13 protein-coding genes and 1 tRNA gene are annotated in these 15,367 nt (G+C 69.4%); 12 read left to right on the top strand and 2 right to left on the bottom strand.

Annotated elements, in window-relative coordinates; all coding sequences use genetic code 11:
• The first annotated feature begins 105 nt into the window (after nucleotides 1-105).
• A complete protein-coding gene (locus tag ACX80I_RS16845; protein WP_459346251.1) occupies nucleotides 106-2,064 on the top strand; it encodes an AMP-binding protein in 1,959 nt (652 codons plus the stop codon).
• Nucleotides 2,065-2,139: 75 nt separating this feature from the next.
• On the opposite strand, the gene ACX80I_RS16840 is transcribed toward ACX80I_RS16845, so the two are convergent.
• Together ACX80I_RS16840 and ACX80I_RS16835 are read right to left on the bottom strand one after the other, a co-directional pair.
• Nucleotides 2,140-2,862 carry a response regulator gene (locus tag ACX80I_RS16840; protein ID WP_459346250.1) on the bottom strand — a complete coding sequence of 241 codons (723 nt, stop codon included), beginning with the start codon at nucleotides 2,860-2,862 and terminating at the stop codon, nucleotides 2,140-2,142.
• Nucleotides 2,859-4,601 (bottom strand): sensor histidine kinase, encoded by a 1,743-nt coding sequence (locus ACX80I_RS16835; RefSeq protein WP_459346249.1) that lies wholly within the window; start codon nucleotides 4,599-4,601, stop codon nucleotides 2,859-2,861. The genes ACX80I_RS16840 and ACX80I_RS16835 overlap by 4 nt, the downstream gene beginning before the upstream one ends.
• A 229-nt stretch (nucleotides 4,602-4,830) precedes the next feature.
• Here ACX80I_RS16835 and ACX80I_RS16830 point away from each other — a divergent pair, with 229 nt between their 5' ends.
• From ACX80I_RS16830 to ACX80I_RS16780, 11 genes are all read left to right on the top strand, one after another.
• On the top strand, nucleotides 4,831-6,237 hold the full coding sequence (locus tag ACX80I_RS16830) for a cation:dicarboxylate symporter family transporter (protein ID WP_459346265.1): 1,407 nt from the start codon (nucleotides 4,831-4,833) through the stop codon (nucleotides 6,235-6,237).
• 409 nt (nucleotides 6,238-6,646) lie between these two features.
• Nucleotides 6,647-7,534 (top strand): ParA family protein, encoded by an 888-nt coding sequence (locus tag ACX80I_RS16825; RefSeq protein ID WP_459314308.1) that lies wholly within the window; start codon nucleotides 6,647-6,649, stop codon nucleotides 7,532-7,534.
• A gap of 35 nt (nucleotides 7,535-7,569) precedes the next feature.
• A complete protein-coding gene (locus tag ACX80I_RS16820) occupies nucleotides 7,570-8,580 on the top strand; it encodes a segregation and condensation protein A (protein ID WP_459346248.1) in 1,011 nt (336 codons plus the stop codon).
• Nucleotides 8,573-9,214 (top strand): SMC-Scp complex subunit ScpB, encoded by a 642-nt coding sequence (gene scpB, locus ACX80I_RS16815; RefSeq protein ID WP_459346247.1) that lies wholly within the window; start codon nucleotides 8,573-8,575, stop codon nucleotides 9,212-9,214. The genes ACX80I_RS16820 and scpB overlap by 8 nt, the downstream gene beginning before the upstream one ends.
• Before the next feature lie 27 nt (nucleotides 9,215-9,241).
• Entirely contained in the window at nucleotides 9,242-10,540 is a 1,299-nt protein-coding gene (locus ACX80I_RS16810; protein WP_459346246.1) for a pseudouridine synthase, read from the top strand.
• A gap of 9 nt (nucleotides 10,541-10,549) precedes the next feature.
• Nucleotides 10,550-11,668 carry a prephenate dehydrogenase gene (locus ACX80I_RS16805; protein WP_459346245.1) on the top strand — a complete coding sequence of 373 codons (1,119 nt, stop codon included), beginning with the start codon at nucleotides 10,550-10,552 and terminating at the stop codon, nucleotides 11,666-11,668.
• A 104-nt stretch (nucleotides 11,669-11,772) separates the two neighbouring features.
• The gene (gene cmk / locus ACX80I_RS16800) at nucleotides 11,773-12,426 is read left to right on the top strand and encodes a (d)CMP kinase (protein WP_459346264.1); all 654 of its coding nucleotides are present in this window, start codon (nucleotides 11,773-11,775) and stop codon (nucleotides 12,424-12,426) included.
• 82 nt (nucleotides 12,427-12,508) lie between these two features.
• Nucleotides 12,509-14,059, top strand: a complete 1,551-nt coding sequence (gene der, locus ACX80I_RS16795; RefSeq protein ID WP_459346244.1) for a ribosome biogenesis GTPase Der — start codon at nucleotides 12,509-12,511, stop codon at nucleotides 14,057-14,059.
• 77 nt (nucleotides 14,060-14,136) lie between these two features.
• Nucleotides 14,137-14,210 (top strand) — tRNA-Pro (locus tag ACX80I_RS16790).
• A gap of 201 nt (nucleotides 14,211-14,411) precedes the next feature.
• Complete coding sequence (gene gcvH, locus ACX80I_RS16785) at nucleotides 14,412-14,798, top strand: glycine cleavage system protein GcvH (protein WP_087073750.1); 387 nt, start codon at nucleotides 14,412-14,414, stop codon at nucleotides 14,796-14,798.
• Between the two features lie 77 nt (nucleotides 14,799-14,875).
• Entirely contained in the window at nucleotides 14,876-15,367 is a 492-nt protein-coding gene (locus tag ACX80I_RS16780) for an FHA domain-containing protein (protein ID WP_459346243.1), read from the top strand.

The raw sequence follows: 15,367 nt of genomic DNA, 5'->3' as shown, positions 1-15,367 counted from the left end.
CAGAAAGCAGGGCAGGCCGAACAGACCTGCCAGTTCTGTATACAGGTCCTCGGACTGGTGGGAGTGCCCGTGGTACTGTTCCTCCACGCGCGACGAAGGGCGATCATGGCGGCTGAAGGACACGACGTCGACCACGGGAACGTGGACCAGGCGAATTCGGGGCTGGACCGGTACCGCCGGCTGCACGCTGCGAGCCTGGCCGACCCCGAGGCCTTCTGGCGCGAGGCAGCCGGAGCGGTCGACTGGAGGACGCCTCCGGCGACGGTCCTCGATGCCTCCTCCGCCCCCTCCTACCGGTGGTTTCCCGACGCGTCCCTGAACACCAGCTACAACGCCCTCGACCGGCATGTCGACGCAGGCCGGGGCGGCCAGGCCGCACTGGTCTACGACTCGGCGATGCTCGGTGTCACCAGGACCTACACCTACGCCGAGCTCCTGGACGAGGTCGCCGTCTTCGCCGGTGTGCTGGCGGGGCTCGGCGTAGGGAAGGGGGACCGCGTCCTCATCTACCTGCCGATGATCCCCGAGGCCGTCGTGGCCATGCTGGCCGCGGCCCGGCTCGGCGCAGTCCACTCCGTGGTCTTCGGCGGGTTCGCCCCGGCCGAGCTGGCCGCCCGCATCCGGGACGCCCGGCCCTCGGCCATCCTCACGGCGTCGGGAGGGCTGGAGCCCGGCCGGCGCGTCGAGTACCTGCCGGCGGTCCACGCGGCGCTCGCGCTCGCGGAGAGCGCCGGCACTCCCGTCGTCGCCAAGGCACGCGAGGGCTTCGCGCACGGCATCCGGGACTACCAGGAGCCGGGGACCTCCTGGCTCGACTGGGACGACGCGGTGGCCACGGCCTCCGCTGTCCCACCGGTCGAGGTCGCGGCCACCGATCCGCTCTACATCCTCTACACCTCGGGCACGACGGGCGCTCCCAAGGGGGTGGTGCGCGACAACGGAGGACACGCCGTAGCCCTCACGTGGTCGATGCAGGGGATCTTCGGCATCGGACCGGGCGACGTGATGCTCACGGCGTCCGACGTCGGCTGGGTGGTCGGCCACTCCTACATCTTCTACGGCCCGCTGCTGGCGGGCGCAACGACGGTCCTGTACGAGGGCAAGCCGGTCGGTACGCCTGACGCCGGGGTCTTCGGCAGGCTCATCGAACAGCACTCCGTCAAGGTGCTGTTCACCGCTCCGACCGCACTGCGCGCCATCCGGCGGGCGGATCCCGAGGGCACGGCGCTCCGGTCCCACGACCTGTCCTCACTGACCACGCTGTTCTCGGCGGGCGAGCGGCTGGACACGGGAACGTCCGGGTGGATCGGGGACGTCCTCGGCGTGCCCGTCGTCGACAACTGGTGGCAGACCGAGACCGGCTGGCCGATCTGCGCAAACCCCCGCGGACTCGGCGGCGTACCGCTGCGGGCCGGTTCGCCGTCGCTGCCGTCTCCCGGATTCGACGTCGTCGTGCTCGATCACCAGGGGTCCCCGGTCCCGGCCGGGACGGAGGGGAGCATCGCCCTCCGGCTTCCGCTTCCACCGGGTACCCTGACCACGCTGTGGGGGAGTGAGGCCCGGTACCGGGACTCCTACCTGAGCTCCCTCGAGGGGTACTACACGAGCGGTGACTCCGGCTACGTGGACTCCGACGGCTACGTCTTCGTCATGGGACGCACCGACGACGTCATCAATGTCGCAGGCCACAGGCTCTCGACGGGGGCCATCGAGCAGGTGATCGCACAGCACCCCGCCGTCGCCGAATGCGCCGTCCTCGGCCTGCAGGACCCGCTCAAGGGACAGCGGGCCAGCGGGTACGTGGTCCTCAAATCGGGTGCGTCGGTCGATCCGGGAACGCTGCAGGCCGACCCCGTGGCCATGGTCCGCGCGGCGATCGGCCCGGTCGCGGACTTCAGGTCGGCAATCGTGGTCGAGGCGCTGCCCAAGACCAGGTCCGGCAAGATCCTCCGCAAGACCATGCGGCAGATGGCAGCGGGCGAGTCCTACGTGGTGCCGTCGACCATCGAGGACCCGGCTGTCCTCGCGGCGCTCGAGCCACTGCTGCGACCACCGCCGGAGTGACGCTCCTGCGGTGACGGTCCTGCGGTGACCGTTCCGGGCTCGATCCCGGGTGCCGGCCCTCCGGGAGGCGGCCCGTCATCCCTCCGTGCCGGTCCGCGCCCAGCTGTACTCGAACTCGGGGCGTCCCCGCGTGCCGTAGCGGGGGGTCCGGAGGACGGACTGCTGGTCCGCGAGGTACTCCAGGTAACGCCGCGCGGTGACCCTGGACATGGACAGCGCCTCCGACACCTCGATGGCCGACGTGGGCTCGCGGAGTCCCTTCAGCAGGCGCGAGACCGCCCGCAGGGTCTCGGCCGAGAGGCCCTTGGGAAGCGTGGACACCGTGACGGGCCGGAGGGAGGCGAAGGCCTGGTCCACCTCCGCCTGCGTGGTGGCGGATGCCTGGTCCACCAGGTTCTGGCGGAACTCCCGGTAGGCCTCGAGCTTCTCCCGGAAGGCGGAGTAGGTGAAGGGCTTGATGAGGTACTGCACGATGCCGGACGAGATCGCCGAGCGCACCACATGCAGGTCACGCACCGCGGTGATCGCGATGATGTCCAGCGGCAGGCCGAGCCCCCGCACCCGGCGGATGATGTCCAGGCCGTGCGCGTCCGGCAGGTTCATGTCCAGCAGCATGAGGTCGACGGCGGGTTCCGCCTGAACCGTCCCCTCGCCGGCCGGGTGAAGGAAGACCGCGAGTTCGGCACCGCTCCGGGCGACTCCCGCGAGTTCGAAGCCCTCGAGCCGCCGCACGTATTCGGCATGTGCGTCCGCAGCGACGGGATCGTCCTCCACCACGAGGACCCGGATCGCGCTCATGCCCCGCCACCGGTGTCGGCGCGGAGCGGGACGTCCCGGTCTCCTGCCGCTCGCGGAATGCCGTCTGGATCCTGCGCTGAACTGCCTGCCGGGCTGCCTGCCGGGCTGCCCGCCGGAGTGGCCGGGTAGGGGAGGCGGACTGTGAAACGGGCTCCGCCCTCGTCGCTGTCCGCCACGTCGAGCGAACCGGCGAAACGCTGGACCGCCTGGAGGACGAGGGCGAGGCCGATGCCGCGCCCGGCGCCCTTCGCGTCGGGCGATGCCTTCGTGCTGTAACCGAAATCGAAGACCTTCGCCTTCTCGGACTCGGGCAGGCCGTTGCCGCTGTCCTCCACGACGATCGCGAGCTCCGGTGTCCCGTTCCCGTCGGTCCTCCGGTGCACGGTGAGGAGCACGCGAGGGTCCTCGGAGGCGACGGCCTCGTCGAACGCGTTGTCCAGGAGGTTGCCGATGATCGTCACCAGGTCCACGGGGTTCAGGGAGCCTGCCTGCGCGTCCGGAGCGATGTCCGAGGTCAGTTCAATGCCGCGCTCGTTGGCCTGGGCCGCCTTGCCCACCAGGAGGGCCGCGAGAAAGGGTTCGTCGATGGCCTCGACCACCTCGTCGGTGAGCCGCTGCGACTGCTGCAGGTCCCTCGTCGCGAAGTCGACCGCATCCGCGCTCCTGCCGAGTTCCACCAGCGAGACGATGGTGTGCAGGCGGTTGGCGTGTTCGTGGGTCTGCGAGCGCAGGGCGTCCGTCAGGGTGCGCATGGTCTCCACCTGTCCGGTCAGGGCCTGGATCTCGGTGTGGTCGCGCAGGGTGGTGACGGTGCCGAGGGCCGCCGGGACATGGGCGCCGCGCCCGGCAGCGGTGGGAGGGACAGCAGGCTCCTGGTTGACCACCAGTACCCGGTCACCGGTCAGGTGCACTTCGTCGTGGGCCCGGCGTCCCGACATGAGGAGCTCGCGCAGCGACGGCGGGACCGCGAGGTGCGACGCCGGTACGGGCTCCTGCGTTCCGTCGAGTCCGAGTAGCCGCGCCGCCTGGTCGTTGTAGAGGACCAGGCGCCCCGACGCGTCGATGAGGAGGAGGCCCTCACGGACGGAGTGGAGGACCGAGTCGTAGAAGACGAAGGTGCGCGAGAGCTCGGCGGGACCCATGCCGAGGGTGGCGTCCCGCAGGCGCCGGCTGAGCAGGAACGAGGCGAGGGCACCGAGGGCGAGGGCACCGAGGGCGATGACGGCGACCAGTGGGAGCTGCGCGTTGCGCGCGATGGCGGCACGGTCCACGGTGATCCCCGCGGCGACCATCGCCTGCACCGTCCCGTCGTCGTCGACCAAGGGCACGATGGAGCGGATCGACGGGCCGAGGGTCCCTGCGTACGTCTCGGTGTGCGTACGGCCTGCCAGGGCGTCGGACACCGACCCGATGTAGGGCTTGCCGATCTGCTCCGGGTTGCGGTGCGTGAAGCGCGTCCGATCCGGAGCCATGATCGTGATGAAGTCCACCCCCAGCCGGTTCATGATGTCGACGGCGTACGGCTGGAGCGTGGCGGACGGGTCGGGTCCCTTCACGGCGTCGAGCACGGCCGGGTCGAGGGCGATGGTGGTGGAGACGGCGACCATGCGCTCCGCCGCGGCGTCGTTCACGCCCTCCGCCGCATCCGCGTAGAGGATCACCGAGAGGGACGCCGAGAGGACGAGGATGAAGACGAGTTGGGCCAGGAAGAACTGCCGGGCGAGGCTCCATCGACTCACGCGGTGATCCTGCTCCTTCCGGTTTCTGCGGGCCTCGGCCGGCGGCAATCGCGCCGGATTCGCCGGGCCACGACCAGTATGAACTCAATGGTGACCCCGGTCACTCCCGGTGCCATGATGAGGGGGAAACACTCAACAGTACGCTTCCTGGAGAGACCCCCGCGGACGAAGAACGACCTTCGCCGCCGGCGCCACCGGGCGGCCGACACCAAGGGAGAACATCATGGCTATGGCGCCATCGCGGTCCGACAGCGGACCCGCACAACCCCGCAAGCGGGTCGACAAGACCCACTTCCTCTACATCGCGGTCATCGCCGCCGTGGTGCTCGGTGCGATCCTCGGCCTCATGGCCCCCGAATTCGCCAAGTCGCTGAAGCCGCTCGGCACGGGCTTCATCAACCTCATCAAGATGATGATCGCCCCGATCATCTTCTGCACCATCGTGCTGGGCGTCGGCTCCATCGCAAAGGCGGCGACCGTCGGCAAGGTGGGCGGCCTCGCGCTCGGCTACTTCATGATCATGTCGACCTTCGCGCTCGCGATCGGCCTCGTCGTCGGCAACCTCATCCAGCCGGGCGAGGGCCTCGACATCTCATCGTCGACCTACGAGCTGCCCGCAGCCCCCGAGGGTGCGCCCGAGGGCACCGTCGGCTTCCTGCTCAGCATCATCCCGACGACACTCCTGTCGGCGCTGACCGGCCCCAGCATCCTGCAGACACTGTTCGTGGCACTCCTCGTCGGCTTCGCGCTGCAGAAGATGGGCTCGGCCGGCAAGCCGGTTCTCCGGGGCATCGGGCATATCCAGGCGCTCGTCTTCCGCATCCTCGTCATGATCATGTGGCTCGCGCCGATCGGTGCCTTCGGTGCCATCGCCGCCGTCGTGGGCGAAACCGGGGTGCAGGCGATCATCAGCATGGCCACCCTCATGGTCGCGTTCTACATCACCTGCATCCTGTTCATCGTGGTCATCCTGGGCGGCCTGCTGAAGCTCGTCACCGGCGTCAGCATCTTCAAGCTGATGAAGTACCTGGGCCGCGAGTACCTGCTGATCTTCAGCACCTCCTCCTCCGAGGCAGCACTGCCCCGCCTCATCGCGAAGATGGAGCACCTCGGGATCTCCAAGCCCGTGGTCGGCGTGACCGTACCCACCGGCTATTCGTTCAACCTCGACGGCACCGCCATCTACCTGACGATGGCCTCGCTCTTCGTCGCCGAGGCACTGGGCAAGCCGCTGGCCCTCGGTGAGCAGATCTCCCTGCTGGTCTTCATGATCATCGCGTCCAAGGGCGCAGCGGGCGTCACCGGTGCCGGCCTCGCAACCCTCGCCGGCGGCCTGCAGTCGCACCGCCCCGATCTGGTGGACGGCGTCGGCCTGATCGTCGGCATCGACCGGTTCATGTCCGAGGCGCGTGCGCTGACGAACTTCACCGGCAATGCCGTCGCCACCGTCCTCATCGGCACCTGGACGCGGGAGATCGACCGCGGCCGCGTCGACGAGGTCCTCGAGGGACGCCTGCCCTTCGACGAGACCACGATGAGCACCGATCACCGCTTCGAGAACGGCGACGACGTCGACGTCGAGGAGGGCGCCGCCGTTCGAACCGACGCGGCGGTCCGGGGAACCAGCGCTCACTAGACCCTGCGCCCGCCCAGGCGGCGGCGCGAGCCGAGGACTCGGCAGACAGAACGGCGATGGCCCGGAACACGACCGGGCCATCGCCGTCGTCGTGTCCGGGAAGGTAAGCAGCCACGCGGCCACGCAGGCCGACAGGCAGGTAGGGAGGTCGATGGGGAGGCCGGTGAACAGGCCGGTGGACGGGTCGGTGGACGGGGCCTCGGGCAGGCCGCGGGGCGGCCGGTGGAGCCCCTGCGGACGGCGTTGCCGGGGAACGTTCGACCTCAGGTTGAGGCTCAAGGCTCGTAACGGAAGAGCACTCGTCTCCACGGGCGTTGCCGTAGGCGTTGTACCGTGGACTATAGAAATGCCGCTCGGGAACGATGATCGACCGGCCTGCACCGATTCTGATGGAAGCGTGGAGAAATACGTGAGTAGTGAACAGGGTTCCACAACTCTGCCCAGCGCAGCGGACGCGGGATTCGGCCCGACCGGCCGCCCTGTGACGGAATTCCCTGAGCCACGGGTCCTCGACTCGCACGGCCCGGCGAGGGTCATCGCGATGGTCAACCAGAAGGGCGGCGTCGGCAAGACGACGTCCACCATCAACCTGGGCGCCGCGCTCGCCGAAGCGGGACGCAAGGTGCTGCTCGTCGACTTCGACCCGCAGGGCGCGCTCTCCGCCGGCCTCGGCACCAACCCCCACGAGCTCGACGTGACCGTGTACAACGTGCTCATGGACCGGAAGGTCTCCATCCAGGACGCCATCCAGCACACCGCGATCGACAACATCGACCTGCTGCCCGCCAACATCGACCTGTCGGCGGCCGAGGTGCAGCTCGTCAACGAGGTGGCTCGCGAGCAGGTCCTCGACCGGGCGCTGCGCAAGGTGTCCGACGACTACGACGTCATCCTCATCGACTGCCAGCCGTCCCTCGGACTGCTCACGGTCAACGCCCTCACGGCGGCCCACGGCGTGATCATCCCGCTGATCTGCGAGTTCTTCGCCCTGCGCGCCGTGGCCCTGCTGGTCGAGACCATCGAGAAGGTGCAGGACCGCCTGAACCCGCGTCTCCAGATCGACGGCGTGCTCGCGACCATGTACGACGCGCGGACGCTGCACAGCCGCGAGGTCATCGCTCGCCTCGTCGAGGCCTTCGGTGACAAGGTCTTCGAGACGGTCATCAAGCGCACCATCAAGTTTGCGGACGCGACAGTGGCCGCCGAACCGATCACGTCCTACGCAGCCAACCACTCGGGTGCGGATGCCTACCGCAGGCTCGCGAAGGAGCTCATCAGTAGGGGCGGAGCGCCCTAGTGCCCGTCGATCCCGGGTCCGCCCGGTTCCGCTAGATGGCGGGCACAACGTCCGCGCGCGTGGACGGAGAGGCGACGACGGCGGGGGCCGCCCTGCGCGGGGACCCACGATCCGGCGGCGGCCGTCACACCGGCCGGCGTGCCGACGGTGGTGCCGACGGTGGTGCCGTAGACACTGCAGCCGCGGCGCAGGTGCCCGTCCGCCCGCCGGTCTTCGAGGTGCAGCTGACCAACTTCAGCGGTCCCTTCGACCTGCTGCTGAACCTCATCTCGCGGCGCGAACTCGACATCACCGAGATCGCCCTGGCCCAGGTGACCGACGAGTTCATCGCCCACATCCGCCGCATCCAGGCTGCGGAGGGGGAGTGGAAGCTCGACGAGGCGAGTGAGTTCCTCGTCGTCGCCGCCACCCTCCTCGACCTGAAGGCCGCCCGGCTCCTCCCCGCCGGCGCCGTGGAGGACGAGGAGGACATTGCGCTCCTCGAGGCGCGCGACCTGCTCTTCGCCCGCCTCCTGCAGTACAAGGCCTTCAAGGAGATGGCCCGGCACCTTGCGGGGCGGCTGGAGGAGGAGGAGGCGCGGCACCCGCGGAGCGTACCCCTCGAGGCCGAGTTCACCCGGCTCCTGCCCGAACTCATCTGGAAGCATTCGCCCGAGGAATTCGCGGCACTCGCCGCGAAAGTGCTCACGCCGCGCCAGGAGCAGCCGGCCGAGGTCAGCATCGAGCACCTGCACTCCCCGCCCGTGAGCGTGCGCGACCAGGCGGCCGTGCTGCAGGACCTGCTGCGGTCGCGCGGACCGCTGTCCTTCCGGCAGCTGACCGCGGACGCCGAGTCGCGGCTGGTCCTCGTGGTGCGGTTCCTGGCCCTCCTTGAGCTGTTCAGGGACGGCGTCGTCGCCTTCGACCAGGCCGCGCCGCTGGCCGAGCTGGTGGTGCGGTGGAGCGCGGAGGACGAGCGATGGACGGCCGAACTGCTGGCGAGCGACTTCGAGGACCAGGACCCGGAACAGGACCAGGCAGACAGGAAAGGAGAGCACGATGCATGAATCCGACGAGAGCGCGCCCGACGGACACGGTGTCTCCGTCGAGGATCTCCCGGGCGGGCTCCACGCGGCGGTGGAGGCGATCCTCATGGTGGCGGACCGCCCCGTGACGGACGAGCAGGTCGCAGCCGTGCTCGATCGGCCGACGGCGCAGGTGCACGCGGTGCTGGTGGACCTGCAGCGGGAGTACGACGGTTATACTGGGTCAGGCCCCCGAAGCACCGAATCATTCGTGCCGCGCGGTTTCGAACTCAGGAACATCGCCGGCGGGTGGCGCATCTTCTCCCGGAAGCACTTCGCCTCCGTTGTTGCCGACTTCGTGCTCGATGGTCAATCTGCCCGGCTTTCACAAGCAGCACTCGAGACTCTGGCGGTCATCGCGTACCGCCAACCCGTGTCCCGTGCCCGGGTTTCTGCAATTCGGGGCGTCAACGTCGATTCCGTGGTCCGCACCCTGCTCCAGCGCGGGCTGGTTGTCGAGATGGAGACCGATCCGGAGACCGGCGCGGTCCTTTATGGGACCACCACCTTCTTTCTGGAAAGATTGGGGCTGGGCAGCGTCGACGAATTGCCCCGGATCGCTCCCCACCTGCCGGGCCTCGAAAGCCTTGGGGAGTATGACGAGACGACGTACTGAGCACGACCTACGAGAAGGACTTTCTACATGACACAGCAGCCAGGATCCGGTTCCGGACGCAATACGCCGCGCCGCGGCGGATCGACCGGACGCCCATCCGACGCTGCCCGGCGGACGTCCTCACCGCGCAGCGGATCGGGACAGGGCGGCGCCGGCCGTTCCGGCGAGGGTCGTCCGTTCCAGGAGCGCAACGAGCGCGGCGGTCGTTCCGGTGAGGGTCGTCCATTCCAGGAGCGCAACGAGCGCGGCGGTCGTTCCGGTGAGGGTCGTCCGTTCCAGGAGCGCTCGTCCGAGGGTCGTCCGGCTGCGAGTGGCGATCGCCGTGCCTCCACCCGTTCGGCCGCGGGCAGGCCGTCCGCAGGGACCCCGTCCAGCCGCTTCGGCGTCAAGGCCGGAGGACGTGCCGGCGGGAAGCCTGGGCGCCCGGGTGCCGCGTCCGGTGCCCGTTCCGGCGGCCCGGAGGGTGCCGGTCGCCAGAAGCCCGCGGGAGCCAAGGCCTTCGGGCGGGAACGCTTCGGGCAGAACCTCGGCCCGGTGCGTCCCTCGAAGCCCAAGCGCGCGAGCCGCCCGGCGGACGAGATCGACGTCCACAATCCGGAGGGCGTGCGCCTGCAGAAAGTGATGGCGCTCGCGGGCGTCGCCTCCCGCCGCGTGTGCGAGGAGATGATCCTCGACGGACGTGTGGAGGTCGACGGTACCGTCGTCACCGAACTCGGCGTGCGGGTCGATCCTGAGCAGGTGGCCATCCATGTGGACGGCATCCGCCTGCAACTCAACGAGCACCTGAAGTACTACGTCTTCAACAAGCCGCGCGGCGTCGTCTCCACCATGGAGGACCCCGAGGGCCGTCCCTGCATCAGTGACTTCCTGAAGAACAAGAACAAGAACGAGCGGCTCTTCCACGTCGGACGTCTCGACGCCGAGACCGAAGGCCTGCTCCTGCTCACCAACGACGGCGAACTCACCAACCGCCTGACCCACCCCTCGTACGAGGTCCCGAAGACCTACCTCGTGCAGGTACGGGGACCCATGGCGCAGGGCATCGGCGCGCAGATGAAAGAGGGCATCGAGCTCGAGGACGGCCTCGCACAGGTGGACTCCTTCAAGCTCGTCGACTCCACACCGGGACACGTCCTCGTCGAGGTCGTACTGCACTCCGGCCGCAACCGCGTGGTCCGCAGGCTCTTCGACGCCGTCGGCCACCCCGTCGAGCGCCTCGTCCGGACCCAGGTCGGCCCCATCCGGGTCGGCGACCAGCGCCAGGGCAGCATCCGCGTGCTCGGACGCCAGGAGGTCGGGCACCTGCTGGCATCGGTGGGCCTCTAACCGATGACCATGCGCACGGAGCAGGGAACGCACCTCGCCGGACCGGTCCTGATCATCGGGGCCGGCCTGCTGGGAGCCAGCATCGGATTGGGTCTGCGCCTGCGCGGGCTCGACGTCGTCCTGTCCGATAGTTCGCCGTCGACCGAAGCCGTCGCCCGCGACATCGGCGCGGGCCGGCTCCTCGCCGACGCCCAGGATGCGGCGCAGGTGGTGCCGGAGGTCGTCGTGGTGGCCACGCCGCCCGACGTCACCGCGCGTGTGGTCGCAGCCGCCCTGCTGGCGTACCCCGACGCCGTCGTCGTCGACATCTGCAGCGTGAAGGAGGCGATCCTCCGGGAACTCGCCGCCACCCCCGGCGTCGGCGGTCATCTCTCCCGCTACGTCGGGACCCACCCGATGGCCGGCCGCGAGAAGTCCGGGCCCGTCGCTGCGCGTGCGGAGCTCTTCACGGGCGCTCCGTGGGTCCTCTGCCCCCACCCCGACAGCGCCCCCGAGGCCGTGCTGTGCGCCGAGTCTCTTGCCGTCGACCTCGGCGCCGTGCCGGCGCGGATGTCCGTCGAGGAGCACGACGAGGCTGTCGCCCTCATCTCGCACCTGCCCCAGGTGGTGTCATCGCTCGTGGCGAGCAGGCTGCAGGATTCGCCGGTGCAGGCCCTCTCGCTCGCCGGCAACGGACTGCGGGACGTCACCCGCATCGCGGCCAGCGACCCGCGCCTCTGGGTGCAGATCCTCTCCGCCAACGCCGGGCGCCTCGTCGACATCCTCTACGGCGTCCGGGAGGACCTGAACCGCCTGATCGGCACCCTCGAGGACCCGACGGCCGGCGGAGCCCGGCTCGACATGGCGCAGCTGATGTCCGAGGGGAACGCGGGTCAGGCGCGCGTTCCCGGCAAGCACGGCACGCCGCCGAACTCCTTCGCGCGCCTGACCGTGCTCGTCGACGACGTGCCCGGCCAGATCGCGAAGCTCCTCACCGAGATCGGTCACACCGGCATCAACGTCGAGGATTTCCGCCTCGAGCACTCTCCCGGACGGCAGGTGGGCCTTGCGGAGCTCTCGGTCCTGCCGGGCAAGCGACAAGAATTGACGGAGTCCCTGACGCAGCGGGGCTGGAAGGTAGTGCAGTGACCCAGACTTCAGCAGAAACCACACAGGCACTCCGGGCCCAGGGTCCGGCGGGGGAGTCCGCTCCGTCCGGCCCCTATTCGGGGTTCCGCCTCGGCAAGTCCCTCGTGGTCGCCATCGACGGTCCCTCCGGGTCCGGCAAGTCGAGTGTCAGCCGCGAGGTGGCCCGCCGCCTGCGCGCCGCCTACCTCGACACCGGCGCCATGTACCGGGCCGTCACGCTCCACTGCATCGCCACGGGGATCGACCTCCAGGACAGCGCCGCGGTCGAGGCGGCGGCACGGTCCATCGAACTCTTCATCAGCACCAGCCCCGACCGGGAGTCCGTGACCATCGCGGGCGACGACGTCACCTCCGCCATCCGCGAACCCGAGGTCTCCTCGGCGGTCAGCGCCGTCGCCACGACCATGGGGGCGAGGGCCGAGCTGATCCGCCGCCAGCGCGCACTGATCGCCGGCGCCGGTCACCGGATCGTCGCCGAAGGGCGGGACATCACCACCGTGGTCGCTCCCGACGCGGAGGTACGCATCCTCCTGACCGCGAGCGAGGAAGCCCGCCTGCGCCGCCGAGGCGACCAGCTCGGCGGAACGCAGACCGACGCGCAGCTCAAGCGGCAGGTCACCGACCGTGACGCGAAGGACTCCACGGTGGTCAACTTCCAGCAGGCGGCGGACGGCGTCGTCACGCTCGACTCGTCGGACCTCGACTTCGAGCAGACCGTGGCAGCGGTCATCGGCATCGTGCGCACCGTGGCGCACTAGCCGGGCACCACCGCAAGATCTCGGGCGCGAGCCCACCAGGATTACCGTCGGGAGACGGTGAACACCAACCGAAGGAAACAACATGAGCGAGAACCTTTCGCCGAATGCGACGGACCAGGGCGCCGACGAGGACTACGAGCCGAGCGGCGAGGACCATGTCAGCGAAGTGCTCGATACCCTCGACGATGCCGAGGCCGAGCAGCGCGCCGCCTCGCTGCGTGCCGGGCTCGAGGACTACGAGCTCGACGACGAGGATGCCGCGCTCCTCGCCCGGCAGGACGAGGACTACGACGACGAGGCAGAGGGCCGGCTCAACCCCGTCCTGGCCATCGTCGGGCGACCGAACGTCGGCAAGTCCACCCTGGTGAACCGCATCCTCGGCCGCCGTGAGGCCGTCGTCGAGGACACCCCCGGAGTCACCCGCGACCGGGTGTCCTACCCGGCGCAATGGTCGGGCCGCAACTTCACCCTGGTGGACACGGGAGGCTGGGAGCAGGATGCCAAGGGCATCGCTGCCCGCGTCGCCGACCAGGCGGAGATCGCCGTGGACATGGCCGACGCCGTGCTGCTCGTCGTGGACGCGACGGTCGGCGCCACCGCGACCGACGAGGCCGTGGTGCGCATGCTGCGCCGCAAGAAGAAGCCCGTCATCCTCGTGGCCAACAAGGTCGACGACATCCAGAACGAGGCCGACGCCTCGGTGCTGTGGGGACTCGGTTTCGGTCAGCCCTGGCCGGTCTCCGCCCTCCACGGGCGCGGCACGGCCGACATGCTGGACAAGGTCAACGAGATCCTCCCGGAGTTCTCTGAGCACGGCGGGATCGAGCGGTCCGGCGGTCCGCGGCGCATCGCCCTCATCGGGCGCCCCAACGTCGGCAAGTCCTCCCTGCTCAACAAACTCGCCGGTTCGGACCGCGTTGTCGTCGACCCCCTGGCCGGGACCACCCGCGACCCGGTGGACGAGATGATCGAGCTCGGGGGCCGCACCTGGCGCTTCGTGGACACCGCGGGCATCCGCCGCCGTGTGCACATGCAGCAGGGCGCCGACTTCTACGCCTCGCTGCGCACACAGTCGGCGCTGGAGAAGGCCGAGGTCGCCGTCGTCCTCCTCGCCGTCGACGAGGTGCTCAGCGAGCAGGACATCCGCATCCTGAACATGGCCATCGAGTCCGGCCGGGCGATCGTGCTGGCCTTCAATAAGTGGGACCTGCTGGACGACGAGCGCCGCCGGTACCTCGAGCGCGAGATCGAGCAGGACCTCGCACACGTGGACTGGGCGCCCCGCGTCAACATCTCGGCCCTGACCGGATGGCACAAGGACCGCCTGGTGCCCGCCCTCGACGTCGCGCTCGAGTCCTGGGACCGGCGCATCCCGACGGGCCGCCTCAACGCGTTCCTGGGTGAGCTCGTCGCGGCGCACCCCCACCCGGTGCGCGGCGGCAAGCAGCCGCGCATCCTGTTCGGGACCCAGGCCTCCAGTCGGCCGCCGAAGTTCGTCCTGTTCACCACGGGGTTCCTGGACCCCGGCTACCGCCGCTTCATCACGCGCCGCCTGCGCGAGACGTTCGGCTTCGAGGGCACGCCCATCGAGGTCAGCATGCGCGTCCGCGAGAAGCGGAGCCGGAAGCGCTGACACCGTCCCGGTGTGCGGATCCACCCGGAGAATGCTGTATTGTTATCCGAGTGGTTTGGCCTGCTGGACAGGCCGATCGGGATGTGGCGCAGCTTGGTAGCGCACTTGACTGGGGGTCAAGGGGTCGCAGGTTCAAATCCTGTCATCCCGACACTGCAGGGCCCGTTTCCACCGGCGATCCGCCGGAGGAGACGGGCCTTCTGCATGTCCGGGATCGTATGTCCGGGACGGGGCGGCCTGCCGCCACCGGCCGCGTGAGAGGCGCGTCACGTACCCGCCGGATATGCCTATACTCGACCAGTACCCGGCGGCCGTCCGCCGCCGCTGAAGACCGCGCGTCCGAAAGGCAACCATGAGCAACATTCCCGATGGCCTCTACTACACCGCGGAGCACGAGTGGGTCAGCGAGCCCGCCATCGACGGCACGGTGCGCGTCGGCATCACCGATTTCGCCCAGGACGCGCTCGGCGACGTCGTCTACGTACAGATGCCCGAGGAGGGCACCAGCGTGGCGGGCGCCGATGTGATCGGCGAGGTCGAGTCGACCAAGAGTGTCAGCGACATTTATGCGCCGGTCACCGGCCAGGTCGTCTCGCGCAACGAAGCGCTCGACGACGATCCGTCCCTGATCAACTCCGACCCGTACGGCGAGGGCTGGCTGCTGGAGATCAAGGTCTCCGATCCCTCCGTGGTCCAGGACCTCCTGAGTTCAGCCGACTACTCCCAGCAGGTAGGCTAGAACTACCCGGCGAAGTCAGCGGGGACGGTACGGCCGGCCACAACCGGGCGGATCGCGCAGCAGGGGGAGGAAGACCGATGGTACGCAACGTGAATCGATCCGGAAGAGGAGAAGAGCCGAACATGACGTCTCCTGAAACAACGTCGATCAGTCTGCCGCCGTACTCCGCCGCGGAAGAGATCGAGCGACATCTGACACGGGAGGAGCAGGCCTCCGTTGCCGCACTTCCGGCAGGTTCGGCCCTCCTGATTGCCCACTCCGGACCGAACGCCGGCGCGCGGTTCCTCCTCCACGAGGACATCACCAAAGCCGGACGCCACCCCAACGCCGACATCTTCCTCGACGACGTCACGGTGTCCCGTCAGCACGCCGAGTTCCGGAGGACCGACAGCGGCTTCGTCGTCGTGGACACCCGAAGCCTCAATGGCACGTACGTGAACAACGACCGCGTGGACAGCGTCGCCCTGCGCGACGGCAACGAGGTGCGGATCGGCAAGTTCCGCCTGACCTTCTACGCAGCGCGCAGGGCGCCCGGCCGGGCTCCGCGGCACACGGCAGCGCAGGCCTAG

This window comes from Arthrobacter rhamnosi (assembly GCF_054510855.1).
The sequence above is the reverse complement of the archived record's forward strand: the minus strand, read 5'-3'. Positions and strand labels throughout refer to the sequence as shown.

Excerpts from the sequence above, each read along its gene's own strand:
- ACX80I_RS16845 (WP_459346251.1), top strand. The coding sequence starts at position 106 with ATGGCGGCTGAAGGACACGACGTCGACCACGGGAACGTGGACCAGGCG.
- ACX80I_RS16840 (WP_459346250.1), bottom strand. The coding sequence starts at position 2,862 with ATGAGCGCGATCCGGGTCCTCGTGGTGGAGGACGATCCCGTCGCTGCG.
- ACX80I_RS16830 (WP_459346265.1), top strand. The coding sequence starts at position 4,831 with ATGGCGCCATCGCGGTCCGACAGCGGACCCGCACAACCCCGCAAGCGG.
- ACX80I_RS16820 (WP_459346248.1), top strand. The coding sequence starts at position 7,570 with ATGGCGGGCACAACGTCCGCGCGCGTGGACGGAGAGGCGACGACGGCG.
- scpB (WP_459346247.1), top strand. The coding sequence starts at position 8,573 with ATGCATGAATCCGACGAGAGCGCGCCCGACGGACACGGTGTCTCCGTC.
- ACX80I_RS16810 (WP_459346246.1), top strand. The coding sequence starts at position 9,242 with ATGACACAGCAGCCAGGATCCGGTTCCGGACGCAATACGCCGCGCCGC.
- ACX80I_RS16805 (WP_459346245.1), top strand. The coding sequence starts at position 10,550 with ATGCGCACGGAGCAGGGAACGCACCTCGCCGGACCGGTCCTGATCATC.
- der (WP_459346244.1), top strand. The coding sequence starts at position 12,509 with ATGAGCGAGAACCTTTCGCCGAATGCGACGGACCAGGGCGCCGACGAG.
- gcvH (WP_087073750.1), top strand. The coding sequence starts at position 14,412 with ATGAGCAACATTCCCGATGGCCTCTACTACACCGCGGAGCACGAGTGG.
- ACX80I_RS16780 (WP_459346243.1), top strand. The coding sequence starts at position 14,876 with ATGGTACGCAACGTGAATCGATCCGGAAGAGGAGAAGAGCCGAACATG.